The 25591-nt window shown below is 45.3% G+C and carries 24 protein-coding genes; 10 read left to right on the plus strand and 14 right to left on the minus strand.

What is annotated here, in order from left to right:
* Window position 1: 1 nt before the first annotated feature.
* Complete coding sequence (locus tag BM367_RS05525; protein WP_092458760.1) at window positions 2-1366, plus strand: efflux RND transporter periplasmic adaptor subunit; 1365 nt, start codon at window positions 2-4, stop codon at window positions 1364-1366.
* Between the two features lie 153 nt (window positions 1367-1519).
* Here the strand turns inward: BM367_RS05525 and BM367_RS05530 are convergent, their stop codons facing one another.
* The 5 genes from BM367_RS05530 to BM367_RS05550 all read right to left on the minus strand — a co-directional run bounded on the left by BM367_RS05530 (window position 1520) and on the right by BM367_RS05550 (window position 6086).
* Window positions 1520-2458 (minus strand): DUF6263 family protein, encoded by a 939-nt coding sequence (locus BM367_RS05530; protein WP_143103962.1) that lies wholly within the window; start codon window positions 2456-2458, stop codon window positions 1520-1522.
* A 52-nt stretch (window positions 2459-2510) separates the two neighbouring features.
* A complete protein-coding gene (locus BM367_RS05535) occupies window positions 2511-3290 on the minus strand; it encodes a TIGR02757 family protein (protein WP_092458764.1) in 780 nt (259 codons plus the stop codon).
* A 10-nt stretch (window positions 3291-3300) separates the two neighbouring features.
* The gene (locus BM367_RS05540) at window positions 3301-4722 is read right to left on the minus strand and encodes a DUF5723 family protein (RefSeq protein WP_143103963.1); all 1422 of its coding nucleotides are present in this window, start codon (window positions 4720-4722) and stop codon (window positions 3301-3303) included.
* Between the two features lie 132 nt (window positions 4723-4854).
* Window positions 4855-5433 (minus strand): DUF2911 domain-containing protein, encoded by a 579-nt coding sequence (locus BM367_RS05545; RefSeq protein WP_092460926.1) that lies wholly within the window; start codon window positions 5431-5433, stop codon window positions 4855-4857.
* 47 nt (window positions 5434-5480) lie between these two features.
* A complete protein-coding gene (locus BM367_RS05550; protein WP_245759907.1) occupies window positions 5481-6086 on the minus strand; it encodes an acyl carrier protein phosphodiesterase in 606 nt (201 codons plus the stop codon).
* 93 nt (window positions 6087-6179) lie between these two features.
* On the opposite strand from BM367_RS05550, the gene BM367_RS05555 reads away from it, so the two are divergent.
* Entirely contained in the window at window positions 6180-7154 is a 975-nt protein-coding gene (locus BM367_RS05555) for a deoxyhypusine synthase family protein (protein WP_092458768.1), read from the plus strand.
* 64 nt (window positions 7155-7218) lie between these two features.
* Here the strand turns inward: BM367_RS05555 and BM367_RS05560 are convergent, their stop codons facing one another.
* Window positions 7219-7983, minus strand: coding sequence for a porin family protein (locus tag BM367_RS05560; RefSeq protein ID WP_092458770.1), 765 nt, complete (start codon window positions 7981-7983; stop codon window positions 7219-7221).
* 213 nt (window positions 7984-8196) lie between these two features.
* Between BM367_RS05560 and BM367_RS05565 the strand changes: the two genes are divergently transcribed.
* Window positions 8197-9555 carry a sugar porter family MFS transporter gene (locus BM367_RS05565; protein ID WP_092458772.1) on the plus strand — a complete coding sequence of 453 codons (1359 nt, stop codon included), beginning with the start codon at window positions 8197-8199 and terminating at the stop codon, window positions 9553-9555.
* Here the strand turns inward: BM367_RS05565 and tatC are convergent.
* The 6 genes from tatC to BM367_RS05595 form a co-directional block, all read right to left on the minus strand.
* The gene (gene tatC, locus BM367_RS05570; protein WP_245759908.1) at window positions 9552-10355 is read right to left on the minus strand and encodes a twin-arginine translocase subunit TatC; all 804 of its coding nucleotides are present in this window, start codon (window positions 10353-10355) and stop codon (window positions 9552-9554) included. The two genes, BM367_RS05565 and tatC, sit on opposite strands and share 4 nt — an antisense overlap.
* A gap of 131 nt (window positions 10356-10486) precedes the next feature.
* The gene (locus BM367_RS05575; protein ID WP_092458776.1) at window positions 10487-13861 is read right to left on the minus strand and encodes a trifunctional glycoside hydrolase family 18/polysaccharide deacetylase/glycosyltransferase family 2 protein; all 3375 of its coding nucleotides are present in this window, start codon (window positions 13859-13861) and stop codon (window positions 10487-10489) included.
* Window positions 13862-14084: 223 nt separating this feature from the next.
* Window positions 14085-15353 (minus strand): hemolysin family protein, encoded by a 1269-nt coding sequence (locus tag BM367_RS05580; RefSeq protein ID WP_092458778.1) that lies wholly within the window; start codon window positions 15351-15353, stop codon window positions 14085-14087.
* A 19-nt stretch (window positions 15354-15372) separates the two neighbouring features.
* Window positions 15373-15969, minus strand: a complete 597-nt coding sequence (gene gmk, locus BM367_RS05585; protein ID WP_092458780.1) for a guanylate kinase — start codon at window positions 15967-15969, stop codon at window positions 15373-15375.
* Between the two features lie 5 nt (window positions 15970-15974).
* Window positions 15975-17282 (minus strand): UDP-N-acetylglucosamine 1-carboxyvinyltransferase, encoded by a 1308-nt coding sequence (gene murA / locus BM367_RS05590; protein WP_092458782.1) that lies wholly within the window; start codon window positions 17280-17282, stop codon window positions 15975-15977.
* A complete protein-coding gene (locus tag BM367_RS05595) occupies window positions 17279-17917 on the minus strand; it encodes a DUF4290 domain-containing protein (RefSeq protein WP_092458784.1) in 639 nt (212 codons plus the stop codon). The genes murA and BM367_RS05595 overlap by 4 nt, the downstream gene beginning before the upstream one ends.
* Window positions 17918-18018: 101 nt before the next feature.
* On the opposite strand from BM367_RS05595, the gene BM367_RS05600 reads away from it, so the two are divergent.
* Window positions 18019-18804, plus strand: coding sequence for an SDR family oxidoreductase (locus BM367_RS05600; RefSeq protein ID WP_092460928.1), 786 nt, complete (start codon window positions 18019-18021; stop codon window positions 18802-18804).
* An 8-nt stretch (window positions 18805-18812) separates the two neighbouring features.
* Here BM367_RS05600 and BM367_RS05605 read toward each other — a convergent pair whose 3' ends face one another.
* Entirely contained in the window at window positions 18813-19316 is a 504-nt protein-coding gene (locus BM367_RS05605) for an Lrp/AsnC ligand binding domain-containing protein (RefSeq protein WP_092458786.1), read from the minus strand.
* A 624-nt stretch (window positions 19317-19940) separates the two neighbouring features.
* Between BM367_RS05605 and trmB the strand changes: the two genes are divergently transcribed.
* From trmB to BM367_RS05635, 6 genes are all read left to right on the plus strand, one after another.
* Window positions 19941-20702, plus strand: a complete 762-nt coding sequence (trmB, locus tag BM367_RS05610) for a tRNA (guanosine(46)-N7)-methyltransferase TrmB (RefSeq protein ID WP_092458788.1) — start codon at window positions 19941-19943, stop codon at window positions 20700-20702.
* Window positions 20686-21057 (plus strand): MGMT family protein, encoded by a 372-nt coding sequence (locus tag BM367_RS05615; protein ID WP_092458790.1) that lies wholly within the window; start codon window positions 20686-20688, stop codon window positions 21055-21057. The genes trmB and BM367_RS05615 overlap by 17 nt, the downstream gene beginning before the upstream one ends.
* The gene (locus BM367_RS05620; RefSeq protein ID WP_092458792.1) at window positions 21054-21506 is read left to right on the plus strand and encodes an IPExxxVDY family protein; all 453 of its coding nucleotides are present in this window, start codon (window positions 21054-21056) and stop codon (window positions 21504-21506) included. The genes BM367_RS05615 and BM367_RS05620 overlap by 4 nt, the downstream gene beginning before the upstream one ends.
* A 19-nt stretch (window positions 21507-21525) precedes the next feature.
* The gene (locus tag BM367_RS05625) at window positions 21526-21762 is read left to right on the plus strand and encodes a 4a-hydroxytetrahydrobiopterin dehydratase (protein ID WP_092458794.1); all 237 of its coding nucleotides are present in this window, start codon (window positions 21526-21528) and stop codon (window positions 21760-21762) included.
* A gap of 219 nt (window positions 21763-21981) precedes the next feature.
* A complete protein-coding gene (locus BM367_RS05630; protein ID WP_177224118.1) occupies window positions 21982-23967 on the plus strand; it encodes a histidine kinase in 1986 nt (661 codons plus the stop codon).
* 40 nt (window positions 23968-24007) lie between these two features.
* On the plus strand, window positions 24008-24769 hold the full coding sequence (locus BM367_RS05635) for a LytR/AlgR family response regulator transcription factor (protein ID WP_092458798.1): 762 nt from the start codon (window positions 24008-24010) through the stop codon (window positions 24767-24769).
* Window positions 24770-24773: 4 nt separating this feature from the next.
* Here the strand turns inward: BM367_RS05635 and BM367_RS05640 are convergent, their stop codons facing one another.
* Window positions 24774-25553: a hypothetical protein gene (locus BM367_RS05640; protein ID WP_092458800.1), complete on the minus strand. Its 780-nt coding sequence runs from the start codon at window positions 25551-25553 to the stop codon at window positions 24774-24776.
* Window positions 25554-25591 lie beyond the last annotated feature (38 nt).

The raw sequence follows: 25591 nt of genomic DNA on the forward strand, positions 1-25591 counted from the left end.
TATGAAAAAAAGAACTTTATACCTGATAATTGGACTGCTGGTTGTAGGAGTAATTATATTGCTTGTACTAAAATCAAAAGGTGTGATTGGCGGTAGCGATGCGGTGCAAGTGGCTGTAGATACGGCTACTTATCGAGACATCACACAAGTAGTCACCGCCAGCGGAAAAATTTATCCCGAAACAGAAGTGCGGGTAAGTTCGGATGTATCGGGTGAAATTGTGGATTTGCCGGTGGCCGAAGGCGATTCCGTACATAAAGGCCAGGTGGTGGCGCGTGTTTATGCTGATATTTATAGTTCAATCGTGCAACGTTCTGAAGCTACGTTAAAACAGGCGCAAGCACAACTGGCCAATGCACAGGCTGCTCTGGGCGCATACAAGGCCCGCCTGGATCAGGCCAAATATACCTACGATCGAGACAAACAATTATTGCAACAAAAAGTAATTGCACAAAGTGAATTTGAACAGGCTGAAAGTGCTTATTATTCAGCACTTGCAGATTATGAAGCCGCACAGCAACAAGTAAAGAGTGCACAGTTTGCCGTGCAATCAGCACAAGCCGATTTGAAACAGGCGCAAGATAACCTGTACCGCACAACCATTACAGCTCCGATGGATGGCATTGTGTCTGTGCTCGACGTGAAAAAAGGCGAACGCGTAGTGGGTACCGCCCAAATGGCTGGTACCGAAATCATGCGCATTGCCGATATGAACGTCATGGAAGTACGGGTGGATGTGGGCGAAAATGATATTCCAAAAGTACAACTGGGTGATACCGCTATCATTGAAGTAGATGCCTACAATGATCGCAAATTTAAAGGCCTCGTTACGCAGGTAGCCCCCTCAAGCCAGGCCGTAGCTCAGCAAACATCTACGGCAGCAACCCTTTCATCATCCGCCGATCAGGTGGCCAACTATACCGTGCATATCCGTATCCTACGCAGTAGCTATGCCGATTTGTTTGATCCCAAAAGACCCCGTTTCTTTCCGCTGCGGCCGGGCATGAGCGCCAGTGTAAACATACAAACTGAAACACGCCATCACGTACTGGCAGTTCCCATCAATGCCGTTGCATTGCGCAATATATCTTCAAATAAAAATCAGAATCATGCTACATTTAGCAACAACACTGATCAACAGGAAGTGGTGTTTAAACTAACCGGTCAGAACCTGGTGCGTATGGTGCCCGTGAAAACAGGCATTCAGGACGATAATTTTATTGAAATTGATTCCGGATTACAGGCTGGCGATGTGGTGGTTTCCGCTCCCTATAATGCTGTTTCCAAAACATTGAACGATAGTACAAAGGTGAAAGTAGTGCCCCATCAACAACTTTTTGAAGTAACAACTACGGCTCCAAAATAAATCATAGCGACTATTCGACATCAAAACAACAGGCAACTTGAAGGTTGCCTGTTGTTATTTTTACAAACACCCTTTTCGCCTTTCTCTCTTCTGCCTGAGAAAAAGGGATACCTGCAAAATTAAAAGCATAATAAAAACACTCCTGACAAAGCATCAGTGAATCAATTCATACTGCAAATCATGTACATATCTTATTGGCACATGAATATCCTGTTTTATTTTTTTGTTGTAAGCTGCACGGTATATATATTCTCCACTGATTTCAGTATGTTGTACACTGCGCGTAGGCCAGCCGTTTTCAGCACTTATCAGATAAGATGATTGTGTATTGCCACGCACATCTACATTGCCCATGATACCACCTCCCAAATCAATGACAGCGAATTGATTGCTTATCATATTCCCCTGTGCGGATACTTTCAACCCGAATTTATCCCCGTAATCCAGTTTCCAGGCTGTTGTGAGACTTCCACCCAACCGCCCGGCCAGCTGTACAATGTCTGTCCAGCCATCACCCACCTGCACAGCATGATCAGCATATCGGGGAAACAGACTGATAAACTGATTGCGAAATGCATCTGCATCAAATTGTTCCCGCACAAAATTGATAATGGCCTGCCGGTCTGATTTGGAAGTTTTTGCCGGAATTGCACCAACGGCATAATGAATCAGGCTATCTATCCCTTCCATGTCTTGAATGGTGCCATTGCTTTGAATGGTGAAATAAAACGGCCGTTCGGTGATACGGCGGAATACCAGATTCAATGCATCCTGCTCGCTGCCTTCTGTATTAATGGTATTGGTTACGTCCTGGGATGATGCTGTCAGAAAAATTTTTTCATACCTGGCTTCAATGAGTGCTGAAGATGTGGCAGGCATTGTGTTTACCACTTTCAGCTTTAAAGTATAATGGCCCTGTGTGGAAGTACGCTGATGTTCATCCTGAATGGTAAGATAGGTTTCGGATCTGTCCTGTACACGAAGCTCAAACACATTCCCTTGCTGAAATACATACTGCAGCTGCACCGATTGTGCAGATAAGGCAACAGGCAAACAACTGATCAGCAAAACAAAAATCCATGTTTTTTGCATGAGGGACATATGAAATTATTTTCATTCAGCTTATACATATCCTAAGCGAAGATCATACCCATTTTTCAATGACTCCAAGACCAAACAATGCAAAATCATATTTCACCGGATCATCTGCATCGAAAGTACGCAATTTTTGGGTGAGCAGGCAGGCAGTTTTCCAATTTACCGTTTGGCTATCGATCAGGCCCAACCTGCGAGCAACCCGCACCACATGTACATCCATCGGGCATATCAGCTGATGCGGGTTGATCTGCTTCCAGCAGCCAAAATCAATACCCATATCATCGCGTCGTACCATCCATCGTAAAAACATGTTCAGCCGTTTGCACGATGAACCGCGAAAAGGTGCAGGCAGATGCTTTTTTGTTCGCTCGGGATATTCATCAGAAAACACAGTTTGGTAAAAGCCATTCAATGCAGCTTCCACTGTTTCGCTATTAGGGCTAAGATAGGCTGCGAAGGCCGACTCCAGCGATATAAAATGTTGATAATATTCCCGCAAAAAAGAAATAAAAAACAATAAATCTGTTGGCTGGAATGTACGATGGGAAAATGATAAAAAACGTTTCAGATCGGCTGGCTGATGTTGGGTAATAAATTCATAAGGTGCATCATCCATGAGCTGCATCAGGCGATTGGCGCTATTGATAATGCTGGTGCGGCTTCCCCAGGCCATCAACGCCGTAAAAAATCCAGATATTTCGATGTCTTGTAATTGGGTAAAACGATGAGGAACAGAAATCGGATCATGAGCAATGAAATCCGGATGATGATACAAAGCAAATTTTTCATCGAGAAATTTTTTGATAGCATGCAACTGTCTGTTCATAACCTGATGATTAAAACCTCGGACAGTTCAAGCGTTTATCCCGATGTACCGGTGTGAGCTGATCAGGCCGAATGGTAATGGCTATATACCCTCCGCTTTGGGTGATTTGTCTGGATGAAAATAACCCGGGCAAATGATGAATACCCATTAGCAAAGGTCCTGCCCGCACAGCAAGGCCAATCCAGAACCGCTGTTCTACCGTGTATTGCAAAGGCATATATACGCCCAGTCGCTTCTTTTCCCAGCGCGGGGTAAACATCAGCCATTCATTGCTTCTGATTTCACCTGCACTGCCATGCGTCAGCACAGAAACAGGCAAACAAACAGATGCATTGAAATAAAAATGATCCTGAAATGCATGATCCACATCTATGATCAATCGGGTGGGATTGCTGATGGAAAACATCCCATTGAGACTATTGATCTGCACAACCAGGTTCTGAATGCTATCATTGAATGCCTGCAATGATGAAATGTTGGTTAATTTTTGTTCTACAATAGAATCCGTAACAAAATTTTGTACCTGATTAACCATCCGGCTTTGTTGCCCATATTTGAAACGATTGTGCCCGATGTCCAGCAAGCTGATGCCTATTTTCCACCAGTAATCATAATACGGGTCAGGCGCATAATAATTGACCGGTTCCTGTTTTTTAATCAGATATTCCACACCCATGTCAACAGCTATGCTTCCCTGTGAATGATTTAAAAAATCATACGTATTGTCTGCCACCTGCTGATCGTAATTAGAAGAATAACCATATTTCATGCTGAGTTGAGGGAACTGATATACATTGCCCTGGGGAAGCGTGCGTTCGCGCACCTGCAATTCATCTACACGGGCAAATGCGCCGCTTACACCCCGCATCACTTTTATGGTGAAGCCACCATTGAGCCTGGCAACAGCATTGTCAATCCATGTTTGTGCGTAGGTAGCATGGATCTCCAACCAACCGGATGAAGTTAGCTTACCACTGAAATCGCGTTCTTGCTGGATATTGAGAAAGCTTCGCAAGCTGCCAACCGTATCTGATACTGTAAGTGGACTGGTGTGTGCCCATCCATAGGCATGCGCACTGATCCCAAAACCTATGGCTCTTTTGCGATCGAGCGCAATGCGTGCATTCAGCAAATTCACATCGCCTTGCACCAATGCATATCTTTTGAAGTGCCCTTCGGTATAGCGATAGTGAAACGTATCGGGCCAGCCCAACAAGCTGCCATTCAGCAAATACACAGCATTGGTACTTTGCAGCTGCTGATAACCTAAAAGCGTAAGATCCCACGGAAAGGGAGTATTGACAATAGAAGCCGGATTGTGCAGCATGTTCAGGCTGCCTCCGTAAGAAGATCCCCGTATGCCATACAAATGTTGGGCACACAAGTGTTGCACGCCCGCCAGGAACAGCGCGCACAGGATGATTTTTTTCATAGGATGCTGTGTAGAATAAAACAATATTCCCTGATTTTGATCTGATGCAATAGGTTAATTTTTGAAATAAAAACGAAAAACCCATTCCATATCGTATGGAATGGGTATATCCTTTTATCCGCGAAAAGGTTCTCAGAACGTAAAAGGCACGCGCACCATCGTAGTATCCCAGCCAATTACCAGATCAGCGCCTTTTTCGGTTTTCTGAAATACCATACTCAGGGCTTCTACAGGCTCGCTCAAATGCTGTACTGGCACATCCACCCGCACAATATCTTTTTGGGGATCATAGCCAAAAGCGCCCCAGGTATCGGTTTCAGAATTCACGATAAATGTCCACTTATCAGGTTGAAAAATGGCATAAAAAGTATATCTCCCGGGCTGCAGGGTTTTACCGCCAATGGTCACAGGTGAAAATACATCCAATTCATCTGCTTCATTGGCACCCAAACGATCGACTTTGCCAAATGGCTCCAATCCGCCAAAAATGGTCCGACCCTTTTTCTGCGGCCGGCTGTAAATAACCCGCATGATGAGCTGGCCGGCATTGCCACGCAGTTTGGCCGCCGGATAATTGGGCGGATAATACGACATATCCATAGGACTTACATCCAATGGGGGAAATTTAACTTGTTCCTGCTGGGCATAACCTTTTTGGGTTGCCCATGTGCAGCAGGCAAGCAGGAAGATGAGGAGAAGGACTTTTTTCATGGCATTGCAGTTTTCAGATGATGGAAATAGGTAACAAATATAAATGTTCATGCGTGAAGTGGGTGAAAATTCCGGACAAATGATTGCAACGCCGGAAAGAACCGCTGATAGCAGCCCTGCAACTTTTCATAATGCGTGTGAAAATCATCCATAGCCGGCTGAATACCCTGTGCCAAATGAAATCGCCGAATGAGGCTCTCCATACTGCGGAACAACCCGGATTCCGTACGATAATTCCATAACCAATTCTGGGTTTCCATATACATGAATACACGATCAAAATCATCCGGCCACCACTGCCGGTAGGCATGCAACGTCTGATAAGTGTATTGTGCAAATGTTTGCAGGGAATGTTTATTAAAAATACGGCTGTCGTTGGCCAGGAAATAATCATAAATCACATCCGCAAAAAGTGCTGCGCATAATCCGTAATGCAAACGAAACATATCCCGCACCTGATGAGTAACAGGATGGGTATCGGTGAATTCATCTATGGCACGATGCAACACAATGCCTGCCTGAATGGCTTCCGGAAACCGGTTTAAGGATTTTTTCCCTTTTACAAAATCAGCAATCATATTGCCCACCAGCAAAGGTGGATTGTAAAAAGACAGATATGCATGTGCGAGAAAATTCATCTGTGAATTTATCATTTTTTCTCTTGCGAAGCAAATCTGTATCTGTCGCGCTTTTCGTGTCTTGGCCGATAAATCATTATTTTTGCTGCGCATCAAAATTCTGACAAGATGGCCAAGGGTCCTGTTTCTCAATTTATCGAACATCACTACCGGCATTTCAATGCAGCCTCATTGGTGGATGCTGCAAAAGCTTATGAAGCCCATTTGCAGGCCGGCGGTAAAATGATGATTACCCTGGCCGGAGCCATGAGTACGGCCGAACTGGGTATTTCCCTGGCTGAAATGATCCGCCAGGACAAAGTGCATATCATCAGCTGCACGGGCGCCAATCTGGAGGAAGATATCATGAATTTGGTGGCACACAACCATTACAAACGGGTGCCTCATTATCGTGACTTAACTCCCCGGGAAGAATGGGAACTGCTGCAGCAGGGATATAACCGGGTGACTGATACCTGCATACCGGAAGAAGAAGCCTTCCGGCGTATCCAGCATCATATTGAAAAAATCTGGAAACAAGCCCAGGAACGGGGAGAACGCTATTTCCCGCATGAATTCATGTACCAGCTGCTGCTAAGCAAAGTGATGGAAGCTGATTATGAAATTGACCCGAAAGATAGCTGGATGCTGGCCGCCGCGGAAAAAAACCTGCCAATTGTAGTGCCCGGCTGGGAAGATAGTACGCTGGGCAACATTTTCGCTTCTTATTGCATCAAAGGTGAGCTTCAGCCCGCAATCATGAAAACGGGCATTGAATACATGATGTATCTGGCCGACTGGTATCGGCATAACTCCTCCGGGAAAGGCGTGGGCTTTTTCCAGATCGGAGGCGGTATTGCAGGCGATTTCCCGATCTGCGTGGTCCCGATGATGTATCAGGATCTGGGCTGGAAAGATGTGCCCTTTTGGAGCTATTTCTGCCAGATATCCGATTCCACTACTTCCTACGGCTCTTATTCCGGAGCTGTGCCCAATGAAAAAATCACCTGGGGAAAACTGGGCATCGATACACCCAAATTTATCATTGAATCCGATGCCACCATTGTAGCACCCCTGATTTTTGCCTGGGTGCTGGGCTGGTAAACACATGAAAAATCCCTCAACCGCTTTTTGCAGGGTTGAGGGATTTTTGTTTGAATAAAATGATTTATCCGTTCAAGCGAATAGCATATCCTACAAGGATAGTGGCAGCTCCGGTGTGATTTTTCCCATCCTGTTCATACTTCTGAATATTGAGAAAACCATAGTTGCCACCTGCATGCAGAAATACATAGCCTTGCCGGTGAATATCGAGTTGAAGACCTATCCCTCCTTGCACGCCGACATTGGCTTTGTGAAGCTGATCTTTGATGTCTTCATTTGCATCAAAAGACTGCGTAGGAGCAATCTGCTGGGTTTCCTGCGGATCAGCATATACCGGACTGGATCCCGAAGTCACATTTTTGGCATATACCAGAAATCCTACGTAGGGGCCTACATTTACGGCAAAACGCCAGTTTTTCTTTTTGCCAAAATCCCAGCCAAACTTCGCAAGTACTGGTATTTGCAAGTAATTTAGCTTGGCTTCACTTTTGTAATTGGCATACACGTATGCATCAGGCGGTGCCTGTGGATTGAATTGACTGGCAGCAATAGCCTGCTGGCCATTTTTCTTACCCCCCTGCGAAGAATAATCAATTTCGGGTTGCAGGGAAAACAAAGAGCTAAAATGGATATCGGCAAATATGCCGAAATCAGGCCCCAGCCGGGAAGAATATCCCTTGCTGATGGGGCTGGCTCCCGATCCAGCCTCCAGGTTGGGAATACTTAATCCACCCTGCACACCAAAATATACATCGTTTTTCTGGGCTGAGCTGATAAGGCTTGCTACTACAAAAAAGAAAGCAAACCCAGTAGAAGCATAAGCACGCATGATAGATGATTTTAAATGGTGAATTAAATCTGTTATACAAGCATCCGGGCTTAAAGAATGGCCGGGTGTAAAAACCTACCAAAGTTACTGATTCACAACCAGTTTTCTGTCGCTATATTGTCGAAATTACAGCTGAAGGTAGGGGCGTAGCATTTTTATTTTCTGTGTAAAAGACGTAGTTTTCCTTCTCGTATCCTTTAATTCCCTTTACCTATGTTTGCTACACATCGCAAAGCGATTGGATATGCCTTGATTGCAGCGTTGGGCGGATTTTTGTTTGGCTTCGATACAGCCGTGATTTCCGGAGTGGAAAAAACCATTCAGCAGCTGTGGCAACTCAGCGATCTCTGGCATGGATTTACGGTTTCGGCAGCCCTCTTTGGAACGGCTTTCGGTGCCCTGTTTGCGGGTCGTCCTGCCGAGCGGTTTGGCCGCAAAAAGATGCTGCAGGTAATCGGTTTCCTGTATGCCTTCACTTCCATTGCCACAGCCTTAAGCCATCACTGGATTGATTTTATTGTATTCCGGTTTTTAGGCGGATTGGCTGTGGGGGCATCTTCTGTGGTAGGGCCCATGTACATTTCCGAGATTTCACCTGCCCGGCTGCGGGGACGACTGGTGGGCTTTTTCCAGTTGAATGTAGTAGTGGGCATTCTGGTTGCCTTTTTATCGAATTATTTTCTGATGAAATACCTCGGACCCGGCTCCTGGCGCTGGATGCTGGGCGTACAGGCTGTGCCGGCTCTGATCTTTTTTGCACTGGTTTTTGCCATACCGGAAAGCCCGCGATGGCTCGTGGGGCATGATCGCCTTCAGCAAGCCCGGAAAGTTTTGTTGTTGCTACAAACCGAACAGGTAGATGAAGCCCTGGCGCAGATTAAAAATTCCCTCCAGCATCAAGAGAATCTGGTGAAGGAAAAGCTCTGGCAGAAAAAATACGCCCGTCCCATTGCGTTTGCTATGCTGCTGGCTATGTTTAACCAGCTTTCCGGCATCAATGCCATTTTGTATTATGCGCCCCGTATTTTTGAAATGACTGGCATCAGGGCCGATGTGGCCTTTCTTCAAGCCATGTGCGTGGGTATCACCAACCTGATTTTTACACTTATAGCCATGTCGCTTATCGATCGCTTTGGAAGGAAAACCCTGTTAATCATTGGTTCCATTGGAATGATTGTGTTTTTAGCTCTCACTTCCGTGGCTTTCTTTCATCAGGTGCATGGGGGATTTGCGGTTATGGGATATCTGATTGGCTTTATTGCATTCTTTGCATTTTCGCAGGGAGCCGTGATTTGGGTGTTTATTTCTGAAATTTTCCCCAACAGAGTCCGTTCAAAAGGGCAGGCCATTGGTAGCACCACTCACTGGACCATGGATATCCTTATATCCTGGCTGTTCCCCTGGATGGCAGCTACTCTGGGCGGTGGAACCAGTTTCCTGATATTTTCCGGGATGATGGTCCTCCAACTGATTTTTGTATGGCAATTTTTGCCCGAAACCAAAGGAAAATCACTGGAAGAAATTCAGGCCGCCCTGCATATTGACGTCGCCCCGTCGGCCGTTTCGGCTTAAGACCATTCCTCCACGGCTTTTTCCTTTTCCTGTTTCAATACACGAGCCGAAATGGTGATGCTTAATTCATACAGCAAATACAGCGGAAAGGCTATGATGAGCTGGCTGGTGATATCGGGTGGTGCAATGAAAGCTGCCAATATCACAATGACCAGAATGGCATGCCGGCGATAAGTTTTCAAAAATCTGGGGGTAACCAATCCGATTTTGGTAAGAAAATAAACCAGAATAGGAAGTTCAAAAATACATCCCAATCCAATGACCAGTTGCGACAGCATGCTCAGATAGCTCTGCACGGTGAAGATGTTCTCAAACTGATTGGAAATTTTGTAATTAGCAAAAAAGGTGAGCGCATACGGAGCAATCAGAAAATATCCGAATGATACACCCAAAAAAAACAACAGGGATGTCCAGAACACAATCCCCCGGGCATAGCGGATTTCCTGGGGCGTAAGTGCCGGCTTGATGAATCGCCAGAACTCCCACAAGATATACGGAACGGATACAATCACGCCCATGACTACGGAAGAAGTAAGACTTAGCATGAATTGCCCCGACACTTCCAGATTTTGAAAATGAATATCGAGTGACTGCAAGCAAAGTTTATTGCCCAGATGCAGGGCCCGATCAATCTGGCAAAGAATGCGATAGGTAATAAACTCCGGATGGGTAGGGCCCATGATAATATCGTTGTAAATCTGGTGAATGAAAATAAACACCAGCGTGGCAGCTATCAACACAGCAATCAGCGATCGGATAATATGCCAGCGTAATTCCTCCAGATGATCGAAAAACGACATTTCCGCCTTATCTGGATTATTTTTGAACAGCTGCCGGAACATGGATATTTTTTGAGGCTGCGCAAATTTACAGGAAATGGGCTTTCCCAATTGCCTCTGATAAGATAGACTTTCAGAATCTGGCTAAAGTCTCAGGCCGGAACTGCCTGCACATTGCCCGTGCGTTTCAGAGCTCCCCAGTGTTGCAATTCCCCTTTGATAGCTTTTTTCACTGCCTTCAGCACCACCACATACATAAACACCCGATACACGAGTCTTTGGGGGATTACCCAGATTAGCTTTTTGTAATCCGCCTTTTCAAAGGCAAATGCCAGCAAGGCCGCCCCGGCATCAATCAACAGAAAGATGAGATAATAGGAAAGAATATGGATTTTGCTTTCCATGTTTAAAAAAGCCAATCCAAACACCAGGATAATATCGGCCAGGGGAGCCAAGAGGGGAAGCAATATTTGAAAAATGAGGATATTAGGCAAAGCCACCCAACCGAGCGTCCCGTATTGGCTGTTGAAGCAGGCGTCGCGGTTTTTCCAGAAACTTTGCATAATGCCGAAACACCAGCGGAAACGCTGCTTAAACAGCATTTTCCAGGTTTCCGGTGCTTCGGTATAGGAAATAGCCTGTGGGCAATGCCTGATGCGATATCCTTTTCTTAGAATGCGAATCGTCAGGTCACAATCCTCAGCAAGCGTATCCGAAGTAAATTCCCCTGCATCCAGAATGGCCGATTTGCGGAAAGCTCCAATGGCACCGGGCACTACGGTTATACAATTCAGCAAGTCGAATGCCCTGCGGTCAAAATTCTGGCTGGTGATATATTCTATGGACTGCCAGCGGGTCAGAATATTCACTTCGTTGCCCACCTTTACATTGCCTGCCACAGCTCCTACCGATTCATCGTCAAACATGCGCATCAGTTGCGTGATGGCATCCGACTTCAGCTGGGTATCCGCATCAATGCAAACCACAAATTCACCTGCAGCTCGTGCAATACCGTAGTTCAGCGCAGAGGCCTTGCCTCCATTGGGTTTGGTAAAGATATGCACCAGCGGATGGCTGCCATAGGCTTTTTCCATAGCTTCCAAAGTGTGATCTGATGAACCATCATCCACACAGATGACTTCCAGCGGGCGATAATCGTTTTCCAGGATGGTACGGATGGTACGCACAATATTCACTTCTTCATTGTAAGCGGGTATAACCACGCTCACCAAAGGCTGTACGGCTGCGTTTGAGGGCTCTTTTGTTTGCCTGGCCTGTCTTCTGTTTTCTTTCCAGGCCAGCACAGCCATCAGCAACATCCTGCCCAGGGAAAGAGCAATGCCTACCATGAATAAGGCCCAGAGCAGATTATTTATCCAATAGGTGCAGGTGGCGAAAAAATAATTGAGCTTGATGAGGAAATAATCTTTTTTGTTTTTAATCGGCGGCATCAGTTCATCCCGTGTTTTGCCCATCAGGTCGCCAACGGTGGTAAACTGATAACCATGGTCTCGGAAATAATGAATGATACGGGGCAATGCCTGCACGGTAGCTTCGCGATTACCCCCTGCATCATGCAGCAAAATGATGTTACCCCGGTCTTGCATACGCACTACGCGGTTGAAAATGCTATCGGCATTTACCCCGTCGTCCACATCCCAATCTTCCGGATCAATGTTTTCACCAATGGTGTAATAATTTAGTTTGCGGGCAAGCGCCACAGGTATCAGCTCTACCATCAGGTGGGGCTCTGAATCCGCATTATAAGGAGCACGGAACAGAATGGTGGAATGTCCGGTGATACATTCAATCAGAAGCCGGGTGGCCTGGATTTCATAGATGGCCAGGCGAGGCGGAAGCGCAGCAATATTGGGATGGGTAAACGTATGGTCGCCAATTTCAAATCCATCCTTGAATTCCCGTTTTACCAGCGGAATATTGTTTTCTGCATTGATGCCTATCAGGAAAAAGGTTGCGGGCACATGTTCCTTTTCGAGGATATCGAGAATGCGGGGTGTATAACGCGGATCGGGGCCATCATCAAAGGTAAGTACCAGCTTTTTCTTTGCCGCTCCAAATTGCCGGATCACAAAAGTCGAAGGTAGGCTCTCATAGTGCTGTTCAGCAATAAGCATATCCCCTGTATCGAGCTCCAGCGCTATTTTGCCTGGTTCTGGCGTAGCCAGCACATCCAGTACTTCACCTTCTCCCAGATAATCCACATCGTTGGAAAGGCTCACGGTGGAAAATTTGCTAAAGTCCACCGGTTTACGGGCAAGAGCGGAATCGCTTAAATCCTGATCATAAAAGCTCCACAGCCGATTGTCTTCCGAACCCAGCCGCCAGAAACAAACCCCAGCCATGCCATCCTCTGCAGCAAATCGCATGGTATTGAAATTGGTAGCGGCATCCGTGAAATAAACATCATGTTTCACCGAGTCATCGTCGTAATAACTGTAATGCAGATTGTAACTGTCGTCGTTGAATTCAATGCGGGCATGATATTCTTTGGCCAGGCTCAAGGCTTCCTGATAGGTGAGATTGGCGGCCTCAGCCTGCTCGGGCCAATCATATCCATACGCTGCCAGTCCCAGAATGATTTTTTGAGAAGGGACCTGGTTCTCGATTGCACTGATAGCGCCTTCCACCCAGTGCTGATCGCTGATAGGACCCGGTACACTCTGATCGTCATGTTCATCATAGGCCATTACCACCAGATAATCTGCCGCCCGCGCGAGCCGACCATAATCATAATCCTCATTAAACGGAGGCACATCAATGGTTACCAACAAACCGGCCCTGTGCAAAGAATCATACAACTCGCGCTGGAAGGCCACCAGCGCATCATTATTTTTTTCTATCAGATTCTCCAGATCCACGTTTACGCCGGCAAAATGATGGCTGATCAACAGTTCTTTCAGTTGATGGATGATGCGATGCGCAATGACAGGATGATGGAGCATCCGATGAACCGACCGGCCATCAAAATCATCACTGAAATGGTTGGAAAAAATGGGCAGAATACGCACCCCACTGTCGCGCATAATTTTCAAAGCAGCCGGATCGATGCGGGTTTGCAGGGAATCTCCTGGCGTCAGAAAGATCCATTCCGGAAAAATCATGTTTAGTTTACCCGCATTGCTCTTCAGCGAGAAAAACGATTGGGCATCCCAGGGTACATAAAATGCTGCCCGGATCTGGCTGCCGGAAAACGGAAGTTTAGGTTTATGACTCGCATATCCGGACTTTTGCAAGCGATGATGCTGAATGAACTGCTGAAAACTCTGGAAACGCAAATTTTTCCGGGTGATGAAGGTGGTAGGATCATTGGGATTTAAGATTTTCTTGTACACCTCGTTCTTGTCGCGCAGGCGGGGAAGCGAAGGATTGGTAGCATTTATCAGGGCGATGAAAAACACAACCAGAAAGAAAACAGCCAAAGCAATGATCACCCGCAGGGACCATTTCACCCTATTCCACCTCCCGGGATTACTGGTTTGAAATATTTGCCGATAGCTCGTTTCCATACGGATGGATCAGGGATAAAAAATTAGCCCGCTCAAGAAGACTCAAGAGCAGGCCTTTCATCCATTGTTTGTTAACCCCAAAAACTTTCGTGAAATAAAGAAATATTCTGAATAAAAGCAAATCTTGTTTTCCAATAACAACGCAAAGTTAGCGCCAGAACAGCAAATATCCACCAGAAAATAAAAGTTTAACAATCAATCAACACTGGGAAGTATGACCCTCTCATTCCAGCACCCTTAATTTCACCGTTTCAATGCGGGTTTCGGACACACTGATGATTTCAAATTCAAACTGATCAATGATGATCCGCTCTTTTTCCCTAGGAATGGTTTCGTGATGCGCAATAATCAACCCGGATAAAGTTTCACTGTCTTTCTTGGGCAAGCCCAGCTGGTATTTTTCATTCAAATAATCAATTTCCAGCCTGCCGGAAAACAGATATTCACGCTCCGCAATCTGTTGCTCCACCAGGCCTTTCTGATCGTGTTCGTCCTTGAATTCTCCGAAGATTTCTTCCAATACATCTTCCATGGTTACGATTCCTGCCGTACCCCCGAATTCATCTACCACCCAGGCTATGGTTTTGCGGGTTTCCGAAAATTTGGTAATCAGATCTACAGCCCGCATGGTTTCCGGTACCGCCGGGATACTATGCAGGATATCCTTTAGATGGGCAGGATTGGAAAAGAAATCGAGCTGGTGAATGTATCCGCAGATCTGGTCAATGGAATCTTCGTACACGATAATCTTAGACAATCGGGTTGCAATGCACTTCTGACGGGCTTCTTCAAGCGTACTATCCAGGGGAATGGCCACTATTTCATTGCGCGGCACCATGCATTCCCGGATGCGTACATGCACCAGTGCCAGGGCATTTTCAAACCATTTTGTATTTAACTCTTTGTGGAAAACAGAATAATGGTTTTCGTGCATAAACTGGTGTAACTCCATTTTGCTGAACACCAGCTTGCGATCAGAAAGGCGTGCATTAAACAGATAAATCAAAATCCATTCGGCCGTACCAATCAGTGCATTGACCAGCGGCTGAAAGAGCGTGTAAAATCCATAAAACGGAATCAGAAAAATCTTTAGCATGAAATCGGCCCTGGCTTTGAACAGAATGCGGGGCAAAAATTCACCAAAGGCCAGAATCAAAAAGCTTGAAAGCAGAATTTCTACGATAAGTTTCAGATAAGGATTGTTCAAAGCACCCCTGAGCAGCAAATTTTCCCAGAATGGCTGAAGTGCGGTAAAAACGACCGTACCATAAATGACAAGCATGATGTTGACCCCTACAATGCAGGTACCTACCAGCTGATCAGGGTTCTGGATAAAATGATTTAAAATCCGACCTATCCATTTCCCCTGCTTTTTTCGGACTTCGATACTCAGCTTATTGGCCGAAAAAAAAGCTGTTTCAATTCCGGTGAAAAAGGCAGTCAACAGAAGCAGGATGATAACAACAAGACCAGAAGTCTGATACGTATCCATAAGAGGGATCCTACCAAAATTAGTGAATTTCTTTGTTCAGCATACGGGCAATAAAGGGTGCCACAGCGGCCTCAGCCTGGGAGAGGGCATGCTCCAGGGTATCGTTGTAGATGATATGATGAAAACGGGAAGCATAACTTAACTCCTCAGCGGTCTTGCGCAGCCTTTCTTCCAGAGAAACGGATGTTTCGGAACCCCGCTTAATGAGCCTCTCTCGGAGCACATCCAGAGAGGGTGGCTGAATAAACAAGGAAAGGGATTGAGGATATTTTTCCAGCAGGTGCATAGCCCCGCGTACATCGATATCCACCAGCGGAATCTGATGGTTGTGCCAGATGCGTTCCAGCTCGCTGATCAGGGTGCCATAATATTTGCCCTCATACACCATTTCATATTCTGCAAAGGCTCCCTGTCTGATTTTTTCCTGAAAGGCTTCGGGTGTCAGAAAATAGTAATCGCGGCCATTGACTTCATGCTGGCGGGGCGGGCGGGTACAGGCCGATACAGAAAAATCCAGCTCAGGAAAGCGTTTCAGCAAATGATGCACAATAGTGGTTTTTCCCGATCCGGATGGCGCGGTAATAATAACCAACGGTTGAAATCTCTGTTGATCCATGTCCATTATACCTCTATTCTTCGGATATGGGCGCCCAGGGCTCGCAGGCGCTGATCAATGGACTCATAGCCACGGTCTATTTGCTCCACATTCTGGATAATACTGGTACCTTCCGCACTTAAAGCGGCTATCAGCAGGGCTACTCCGGCCCGGATATCGGGTGAGCTCATGGTAATCCCCCTGAGCATGTATTCCCAATCTAACCCTATCACCACAGCCCGGTGCGGATCACATAAGATGATGCGGGCACCCATGTCGAGCAGCTTATCCACAAAAAACAACCTGCTTTCAAACATTTTCTGGTGAATCAGCACACTTCCCCTTGCCTGAGTGGCTACTACCAGCATAATGCTAAGCAGGTCGGGCGTAAATCCCGGCCAGGGGTGGTCGTAAATGGTAGGTATTGACCCGTCCAGAAAATGCTGAATCTGATAATGTTCCTGGCGGGGAACAATAATATCATCGCCTTCTATAACCACCTGAATACCCAGCTGGCGAAATTTCTGCGGAATCTGTCCCAGGTGTTTTACACCTGCCTGCTGAATTCGGATCTCTCCGCGGGTCATGGCAGCCATCCCGATAAAAGATCCGATTTCAATCATGTCGGGCAGGATATGATGCGTACAGCCTCCCAATTGATCCACGCCCTCAATGGTCAGCAAATTGGAACCAATGCCGGAAATTTTTGCACCCATCCGTACCAGCATATGGCATAGTTGCTGCACGTAGGGCTCACAGGCAGCATGATATAGGGTGGTACTGCCTTTGGCATATACAGCCGCCATAATCAGGTTGGCCGTTCCCGTCACAGAAGGCTCATCGAGCAATACATAATTGCCCTTCAATTCCTTTGTTTCCAGCAAGTAATAAAAATTCTCGTACTGAAAAGTCGCCCCCAACTGTTGCAAACCCAGCAAATGGGTATCCAGCCGGCGACGACCAATTTTATCTCCACCTGGGCTGGGCATGATTGCCCGTTTCCAACGGGCCAGCAAGGGGCCTGCCAGCAATACGATACCTCTGAGGCGGGATGATTTTTTACGGAACTCCTGTGTTTTCAGATAATCAAAATCAATGGTCTTCGCCTGAAATGTACAACTATGGCGATCATGTCGCTGAACTGAAACCCCAAGATCCGCTAAAATTTCAATGAGCAGGTTTACATCGGCTATATCCGGAATATTGTGGATGGTAACAGGCTCTTCGGTAAGCAAAGTAGCGGCTATTACCTGCAGAGCTTCATTTTTGGCTCCCTGCGGTACAATCGTTCCATGAAGCGCCGTTCCACCGGTGACTTCAAGGACAGCACTCACTTGTTGCGGTTTTTATATTTGTTGTAATACTTGTTGAAAGAACCTCCCTTGCCGTTGTATTTATTGTAACGGCGTTTGGTATTTCTGTAAGATTCGCCTGTCTGGATTACGGGCACACCAGGTTGATAATCCAGCTGGTTATGGGTGATGGCAGCCAGTTCGCTGCGAATCATGTCGTCGTGTACATTTTCCTTATGCCAGTTGTTATAGGCGAGTTTCATGTAATTGCCAATTACCTGCGCAAAAGCAGCCTTTTTCTCGGGATCCGGTTCACGCAAGGCTTTTTCAATCAATAATTCCAGATTTTTACCCAGGTGGCTGTATCGCGGATGCCTCTTAGGATAAGGCAGGGGCGCCGGTTTGGGCTTCAGGGATTCCCGGGTGGGTTTGGGATAAGGCGAATCAACATCCAGTTTAAAATCAGAAATCAGGAACAAATGATCCCATAGCTTGTGGCGGAAATCTTCCACATTGCGCAGATGTGGGTTGAGAGTGCCCATCAGCTCAATAACTGCTAAAGCATTGCGCTGGCGTTTTTCCTTATCTTCAATGGTGAGCAGGTATTCAATCATCTTCTGAATATTCCGCCCATATTCCCGAATCACCAACGGGTTGCGGGTGGTATTGTATTCCATGCAGAAGCTTTTTGCAAACCTACACGAATTCTTTTACAGCTCCAACTAACCAGGACAGTCGGGCAGAATATGATAATTTTGGAGCTGAATCTTTTTGGGTGATGGAACTTTCTTTAAAAGGTAAAACGGCTTGCATCGGCGGCGCATCACAGGGTATTGGGCTGGCCACGGCTATGGCTTTATCCCGACTGGGAGCCAGTTGCATATTGTTATCGAGGAATGAGAAACGGCTGCAGGAAGCTATGGGACAACTGGATGTATCAGCAGGGCAGCAACATCGCTATGTTTCTGTGGATTTGGGCAATACCAATCGGGTGAAGACCATTGCCGAAATGCTTGCCACACAAGGCCCCGTTGAGATTCTGGTGAACAACAGCGGCGGCCCGGCTCCCGGTCCATTGGTAGAAGCGCCGACACAAGCTTTCGAGTCTGCTTTCCGGGAACATCTCATTGCCAGCCAGTTGCTGGTTCAGGCTTTCGTTCCGGGAATGCGGGCACGTGGCTACGGTCGTATCATCAATATTTTGTCCACCTCCGTTAAAGCTCCCATTGCCGGCCTGGGCGTATCCACAACCATTCGCTGGGCTATGGCCGGATGGGCCAAAGTGCTGGCTACAGAGCTGGCGCCGTTTGGCATTACAGTTAACTGCATATTGCCTGGTTCTACCCTTACCGGCAGGCTGGAACAATTATTCGAAGATACTGCCCATCGTCAGCAACTGCCCGTTGAAAAAGTTAAACAGCGGGCGCAGGAGGAAATCCCCATGAAACGCTTTGCTACACCAGCAGAAATCGCCCAGGCCGTTGCTTTTCTGGCAAGTCCGGCCGCAGCTTATATTACCGGCGTGTATTTGCAGGTTGACGGAGGAAAAACACCTGTTGGATAATCGGATAATTATTCCTTTCCGTTTTTCAAGGGCACAGCAGGTTCTTCCGTATCTATGGAAACGCTGCGGCTGAAGCTTTCTTCCAGGGAAATGAAGGTTTCGGTACGCTCAATGCCTTTTACTTTCTGCAATTCATCGTGCAATACCCGCCTGAGTTGCTGAATATCCCGGCATACCACCTCGGCAAATATGCTGTAGTTGCCGGTTGTGTAATTTACCCGTACAATTTCAGGTATTCTTTTTAATTCCTTTACCACACTGTCGTACAGCGAACTTTTTTCCAGATAAATGCCCACAAAAGCTGTTACGTCGTATCCGATTTTTTTCAGATCCACCTGCAGGCGGGTACCTTTCACAACACCCAGTTCCTGTAGCTTTTTCATGCGGACGTGGATGGTGCCACCCGAGACAAATAATTTTTTGCCCAGATCGGCATAGGAGATGCCCGCATCATGCATCATTTCATTGATGATTTTCAGGTCAAGTTTGTCGATATTCAATGAGCTGGCCATTTTGAAAATCTGTTTTAGATAATAGTTAATGATTATTCATTTAATTAAATACAATCAAAAATATTGAAATTTACATTAAAAAAATTGCAACAAAAAGGAAAAGTATTTAAATTTGCATCAGTTACTACCACACTGTAGAGTGATGAAACTGGCAGACATGCCCTCTTGTCTCGGGGGTGGGGAGTACAGGATAAACCCGGCATAATCCCGGCTTGTCCGGGATGGGGTTGACCACTAAACTTCTTATGTGCCGGAGCTAACTGCCCCGTGGAGGTTCGAATCCTCCCTCTACAGCTCTTCCTCCGCCACTGCGGCTGCGGTGGCTTTTTACCATTCAGATTTGAAATACTCCTTGTCAGCAGGCCTGGCTGATACATAATTTCGCTTCACTTGTTTTGTAAATATAATTTGCTTAGCGGTATTTTCATATACATTAAAACTTGTATTTTACTCGCTTACCAGATAAATTATCCCGTTCACTGATTTTCACAGAATGAAAATACAAACGCCTTTTAAATTTGAATAGGTTTTTCATAGGATATGGTTAAGTTATTTGAGCAGAGGGCTGTTGTCTAACAGCCCTTCTTTTTACCTCGGTTGGAAGAGCTGATGTAGCTTTGTGGCATGGCGCACAAGAAGCTGATTCGGTTTGAAGAAATCAAACACTTTCCCAACGTATTGAGTTTCCCGGAAGGCATGGCAGGGAGATGGCATGCATTTTTTAAGAATGATTTTCCGATTGTGCTGGAACTGGGTTGCGGCAAGGGAGAATATAGCCTGGGATTGGTGCGCATGTATGATAACCTAAACGCCATCGGGGTGGATGTAAAAGGAAACCGGATCTGGAAAGGCGCCCGCACAGCGCTGGATGAGCAGTTGAATCGGGTAGCTTTCCTGCGTATTCAAATTGAGCAGCTGGTTATGTATTTTGCCAAAGGCGAAGTTGCTGCCATCTGGATTCCGTTTCCGGATCCGCATCCAAGAAAATCAAGAGCGAAAAAAAGGCTCACCCATCCCCGGTTTCTTTGGCAATACCAGCAAATTTTGCAACCGGGAGGGTTGATTCATTTGAAAACAGATTCAAGAGAGCTTTTCGATTATACACGGGAAGTGTTGACTGAAACGGGTTGTAAAATTGTTTCCATGCATGAAGATGTGCCGGAAAATGCTGAAGCAGAGCTGGGCATTCAAACTTACTACGAACGCCTGCATCGGGCCGAAGGGAGAAAAATTCATTACATTTCTTTTACTCTTCCTGATGACCCTGAAGCATTTGAACCCTGGAGCAAAGCCACCCGTTCAGCCATAGCGGCACAACAGCAGGGATTATTTCATACAAATCACATACCCCTGGCAAATCCTATGAAACATGAAAAGGCAAACTAAATCTTCATCCGAAGCTACGCCCAATTTTCTGGACCGGGTCTATGCACTGGTGCGCAAAGTGCCACGGGGGCGGGTAACCACCTATGGTGCTATTGCCGAAGCTTGTGGCATGAGAATATCAGCCCGAATGGTGGGATGGGCTATGAACCAATCGCATCGGGTATTACCACCCGTGCCAGCCCATCGGGTAGTAAACCGCAAAGGACTGCTGACGGGCAAACATCATTTTGCCACACCTACCCTGATGCAGGAATTGCTCGAACAGGAAGGTGTAAAAGTAATCCATGATCAGGTCGTAAATTTTGAACAGGTATTCTGGGATCCGCGTCCACATCAACAACTCAAGCACACATGAAAACCACTCAACCGAAAATATTAAAACTGGATGAACAACAACTTGTTGAACAGTTCTTTGAATCAACCCAGCTGATAGGCCTGCTATCTGATCTGCCGGATTATGAACTCTGCTGGCATCTGAATCAGGACCTGAACATGAATTTCCGGGTTAACCTTGATCTGGAAATTGCATGGAAACAAAACAGAAGAACCTACTTTTTTACTGTATTCGAATACCTGGATACACGGCTGCTGAACGTACATTATCTCTATAACAATCACAAACAGGGAATGGCCTTGCTTCCGGAAGTAAAACACCTCAACTATATCTGGCTAATCAAAGGGCCTTATTTTACAACAAATGAGAGGGAAGGATTGTTATTGGATCTGAAACAGCTTCCCTACATCAGAATGGCAGTTGAATTATCTCAGCAAGAGCTAAAGAACCGCAGGAATCTGATTTTGTAAAATCAAAAAATTGATAATCATGTGGGAAGAAAAAGACAATCAACTGGTCAGAACTTTTGTATTTCGTGATTTTTCAGAAGCATTTGCTTTCATGACGCGTGTGGCCATGCTCGCCGAGAAAATGGATCATCATCCCTACTGGGAAAATGTGTATAATAAAGTTACCATTTACCTGACCACACACGATGCCGGCAATACGATTACGGAAAAAGACAGGCAGTTGGCCCGTGCTATCGATGAATTGGTGAAATCATAGCATGTTTTTCGCACAACAGATGGTACTTTGTACCTGAAATGAGGTTACCGGTCATCCGCCGTAAGGCGATTCATAAAAATCGCTGATATCGTTCAGCACTGGTAAATGAAATATTTTATTTTGAAAAAAAGAAAAATACTTCTGCTTTGCTTGCTGTCAGCCTTATGGCTACCTGTCAAAGCCGGAACGACTGAAACTTTTCAGGCTGATACTTTTGTTTTGTCAGAATCTCTGCCCGATCGCGTTGTTGATATTAGATCCTATACATCCATATTGAACGACCCTAAAGGAGCATATTCTATTGAAAAGATTATTCATCAATATTTTCTTTCTCCCAGCAATTTTCATGATTTGCCCTGGATTAATTCTTCTGTTCACGATTTCTGGCTAAAGATAACCATCTTCAATCCGGGTGTCCAGCGCGATGATATATACTGGTATGTAGGATATCCTGACCATGCTTATTTTTATTCCCAGCAACCCGATGGTTCCTATGGCCTCACTGCAAGTGCTGGTTTAATGGAAAAAGGGAGCGGCTGGAACAAATGGAATCGCTTTGCTTTTCTTCTGCATCTTCCGGCTAATACCACAAGTGTATTTTATTTACATATCATCAATAAGTATGATATTGAAAATCCACTTTACTCAAAACTTTATCCTGCCGACGCATGGAACGCATTTGCCCTGCAACAAAACTTACTGTTCACACCCTTGAGCAGGTGGGTGTTTTTTATAGCGGGTTTATTAACCTTAATAGGCGTGCTGGCTTTCATCGGATATAAAAGATCGCATGAGTCAATTTATGTATGGGTGAGCGTGTTCTCCTTTGCGGTGATGTTGTACCTGTTTGCCCAGCTGGGTGCTTATCCTTTTCAGTTTTCCTTGTTTGCTTTCTGGCCAGTTGTGCAATATGTACTTTATATTTCGGGACCCGTTGTATGCTTTTATCTTCCATTTGCTGGCTTATGTAAATATATGGCTGACATGAATCTTTCATCAAAAAAGCTGCAACGCATATTTCAGTATGTATTTATTTTCATTTCTGCAATTATAATTTTACAAGCAATCTTCATAGCAACAAGGCATTTTCATGCGGCCAGAATGATATACATTCTATTTTTTTATTTTTCGCTGCTTCCTACCGTAGCCTTTTTGTGGTGGTTACATCCGCACCGAAAAAACAAATCAATACAATATTTCCTGATAGGTTCCTGGATATTAATTTTAACAGGTGTGATTTGTTTTCATGCAGGCATTTTGTTTACAGCATCTCTCCCTTCTTATGGTATGAACGCATTTTCTTTGAAAATATTGATGATAGGAAGCGTAGCCAGCATGCTTTGTTTTCTGATGAGTGCCGCACATCATGAGAAAAAGGTGCAAATAAAAACCATTATACGGCAGCAACAATTAATTCAGAAAATGAGCGAACAAATTCAAACATTAAACAATGAACTCCAGCAACAGGTGGAATTCAATGTAAAGAAAAAACAACAAATTGAATCAATCGAAAAAGAATTATATGAGCTTCGCCGAATGAAGTTGGAAGCAGAATATCAGTTAAAGCTGAACGAGCTTGAGCTTAAGGCCATCCGGGCACAGATGAATCCACATTTTATTTTTAATTGCCTGAATTCCATTCAGCTTTTTATCATGCAAAAACATGATGAGCTTGCTCAGGAATACCTATCTGACTTTTCATTGCTTATCCGGCAAACCCTGGAAATGTCCAGGCTGAATTTTGTATCCCTCGAGGAAGAGATTCAGTATCTACAAACCTATTTAAGGCTGGAAAAAATGCGCTTTGAGGAAAGAATGGATTATGAAATCAGAATAGATCCGAAAATAGATCCAGATCGTACAGAAATACCAACCATGTTATTACAGCCTTATGTGGAGAACGCCGTGAAACACGGTATCAATCATCCCCGACATAAGGGCAAAATTTTGATTCATTTTGAAGATAAAAACGACATCCTGGTTTGCAGCATTGAAGATAATGGCATGGGTATTAAACGTACAAGAGAACTCGGAATGGATAACTTCAGAAAACATTTGATGGCTGGCATGGAATTAAGCAAGATGCGTGCTGAGTGGATAAATAAAATATTTCATACCGAGATTCGGATTGAAGTGATTGATAAAGAAGAAAAATATGGCGATATGTCGGGTACACTGGTACGCATTTGGGTTCCACAGACCTAATAATTTGGAGTGTTTTGTTTAACCCCCAAAACATGATCACATGCACCTGCATCCACTTCGCGTATTAGTGGTAGATGATGAGCCCGATAGTCATGCTATCATTTCCATGATGCTTTCCCGGCAGGATTTATATCCGGTTGAAACCTGCCTGTATGCTGCCGATTTGTTTCAGGCTGAATTATTGATGCACATCTGGCATCCTGACTGGATCATTGTAGATTTAGACCTTACAGAAACACATGGTTTTTCTGTTGCAGAACGCATGAATGATTTGGATGAAGCAGAATTGACCTTCATTACCGCACACGAACGCAATACCGCACAAATACTTGCTTTCAGTGAAATACATTTGATGCTGAAACCCCTGAATAAAAAGACATTGATGGATGTGCTACAGGATATGCTGATTCACCGGCCTTATCACGAAAAACACGTTCGGCTTGCGACACTCAAACACAACATCACACAAACAGATGCCCCGCCGATGCTGGCTGTACCCGTTCAGCTGCGCTGGATGGGTGTTTCAATTCATGATATTGTGCATATCAGTCAACAGGATGGACTCGCTCTGCTGGGGCTGAAAAATACGCGGCTTCTTGCAGAAAAATCATTCGATGACTATTTGCGGTTGTTCATCAAGCTGACAGGATTTTTACACATTCATCCCATGCATCTGGTGCAACTGAATTGCGTAGCAGAAATAGATGCCATTCGTGGGGAAGTAATGATGAACAATGGCACTGTGCTTCCCGTTGCTGCACATAAATTACAAACTTTGCTGCAAGCTGTTCCCAAATTCTGAATATTCAGTTAATCTGATAGGTATACAAATCGATCTCCTGCCCGGTGCCATCCAGGCTGGTGAAAGATATGATACCCACTTTGTTGGCCACGAGCAGGGTAGATGTATATGACTGATTGTATAAGGTAACACCATTTACGAGCACCTGCGCATTGACTGTCATTTCTTCTGTGATTACCTTTGAAAACACCTGCCCCTGTAAAAGCATATTGGCCGTGTGAGATTGAATCGCAAAGTTGAAGTTGAGTTTCAATTCCACGTTCACATTTGCACTTTGATAAGTAAAATCTTGCGTTTGCGTCCAGCTGCTGCCATCCGGCAAATCTGATCGTAAATACAATACTTCCGCGTATTGCAGAGAATCAAGTAAGGGTTGGGGCAAAGAACCGGAAACTGAAGAAACAAACGATGCAGCTGAAAATAATCCACCTGCTGCATAATAGGCATTCCCTTCGCGTCTCATATAGCCTTCTGGGCTGCTACCACCAAAATTAAATGTAAAAATATGGTAGTTGTGGCCGTGAAAGGAAGTATCTCTATTGCTTGAAATCACACTTAAAAACAATTGGTTGGGATTGTTGGAAGGATAATAGTACCAATACGAGCCTGCCGATGTAGGCTGATAATTGAGGCTATCCTGTGTGGTATCCACTGGTTGTGAACCACCGGTGGTATCGATACTGTCAACAGGGCTGCGTAATTCCAATGACAGCTCTTTTTTACAGCCGGTATAAAATGCCAGCGCCAGCAAAGCCAGGCAACTGATGAAAACAAATGCTTTCACGGCAAATTGGTTTTATTGAGCCATCATGTAAACGTCAT

This window comes from Thermoflavifilum thermophilum (genome assembly GCF_900116565.1).
GTDB classification, from domain to species: Bacteria; Bacteroidota; Bacteroidia; order Chitinophagales; family Chitinophagaceae; genus Thermoflavifilum; species Thermoflavifilum thermophilum.

Excerpts from the sequence above, each read along its gene's own strand:
- BM367_RS05525 (WP_092458760.1), top strand. The coding sequence starts at position 2 with ATGAAAAAAAGAACTTTATACCTGATAATTGGACTGCTGGTTGTAGGA.
- BM367_RS05530 (WP_143103962.1), bottom strand. The coding sequence starts at position 2,458 with ATGCAAAAAACATGGATTTTTGTTTTGCTGATCAGTTGTTTGCCTGTT.
- BM367_RS05535 (WP_092458764.1), bottom strand. The coding sequence starts at position 3,290 with ATGAACAGACAGTTGCATGCTATCAAAAAATTTCTCGATGAAAAATTT.
- BM367_RS05540 (WP_143103963.1), bottom strand. The coding sequence starts at position 4,722 with ATGAAAAAAATCATCCTGTGCGCGCTGTTCCTGGCGGGCGTGCAACAC.
- BM367_RS05545 (WP_092460926.1), bottom strand. The coding sequence starts at position 5,433 with ATGAAAAAAGTCCTTCTCCTCATCTTCCTGCTTGCCTGCTGCACATGG.
- BM367_RS05550 (WP_245759907.1), bottom strand. The coding sequence starts at position 6,086 with ATGATAAATTCACAGATGAATTTTCTCGCACATGCATATCTGTCTTTT.
- BM367_RS05555 (WP_092458768.1), top strand. The coding sequence starts at position 6,180 with ATGGCCAAGGGTCCTGTTTCTCAATTTATCGAACATCACTACCGGCAT.
- BM367_RS05560 (WP_092458770.1), bottom strand. The coding sequence starts at position 7,983 with ATGCGTGCTTATGCTTCTACTGGGTTTGCTTTCTTTTTTGTAGTAGCA.
- BM367_RS05565 (WP_092458772.1), top strand. The coding sequence starts at position 8,197 with ATGTTTGCTACACATCGCAAAGCGATTGGATATGCCTTGATTGCAGCG.
- tatC (WP_245759908.1), bottom strand. The coding sequence starts at position 10,355 with ATGTCGTTTTTCGATCATCTGGAGGAATTACGCTGGCATATTATCCGA.
- BM367_RS05575 (WP_092458776.1), bottom strand. The coding sequence starts at position 13,861 with ATGGAAACGAGCTATCGGCAAATATTTCAAACCAGTAATCCCGGGAGG.
- BM367_RS05580 (WP_092458778.1), bottom strand. The coding sequence starts at position 15,353 with ATGGATACGTATCAGACTTCTGGTCTTGTTGTTATCATCCTGCTTCTG.
- gmk (WP_092458780.1), bottom strand. The coding sequence starts at position 15,969 with ATGGATCAACAGAGATTTCAACCGTTGGTTATTATTACCGCGCCATCC.
- BM367_RS05595 (WP_092458784.1), bottom strand. The coding sequence starts at position 17,917 with ATGGAATACAATACCACCCGCAACCCGTTGGTGATTCGGGAATATGGG.
- BM367_RS05600 (WP_092460928.1), top strand. The coding sequence starts at position 18,019 with ATGGAACTTTCTTTAAAAGGTAAAACGGCTTGCATCGGCGGCGCATCA.
- BM367_RS05605 (WP_092458786.1), bottom strand. The coding sequence starts at position 19,316 with ATGGCCAGCTCATTGAATATCGACAAACTTGACCTGAAAATCATCAAT.
- trmB (WP_092458788.1), top strand. The coding sequence starts at position 19,941 with ATGGCGCACAAGAAGCTGATTCGGTTTGAAGAAATCAAACACTTTCCC.
- BM367_RS05615 (WP_092458790.1), top strand. The coding sequence starts at position 20,686 with ATGAAAAGGCAAACTAAATCTTCATCCGAAGCTACGCCCAATTTTCTG.
- BM367_RS05620 (WP_092458792.1), top strand. The coding sequence starts at position 21,054 with ATGAAAACCACTCAACCGAAAATATTAAAACTGGATGAACAACAACTT.
- BM367_RS05625 (WP_092458794.1), top strand. The coding sequence starts at position 21,526 with ATGTGGGAAGAAAAAGACAATCAACTGGTCAGAACTTTTGTATTTCGT.
- BM367_RS05635 (WP_092458798.1), top strand. The coding sequence starts at position 24,008 with ATGCACCTGCATCCACTTCGCGTATTAGTGGTAGATGATGAGCCCGAT.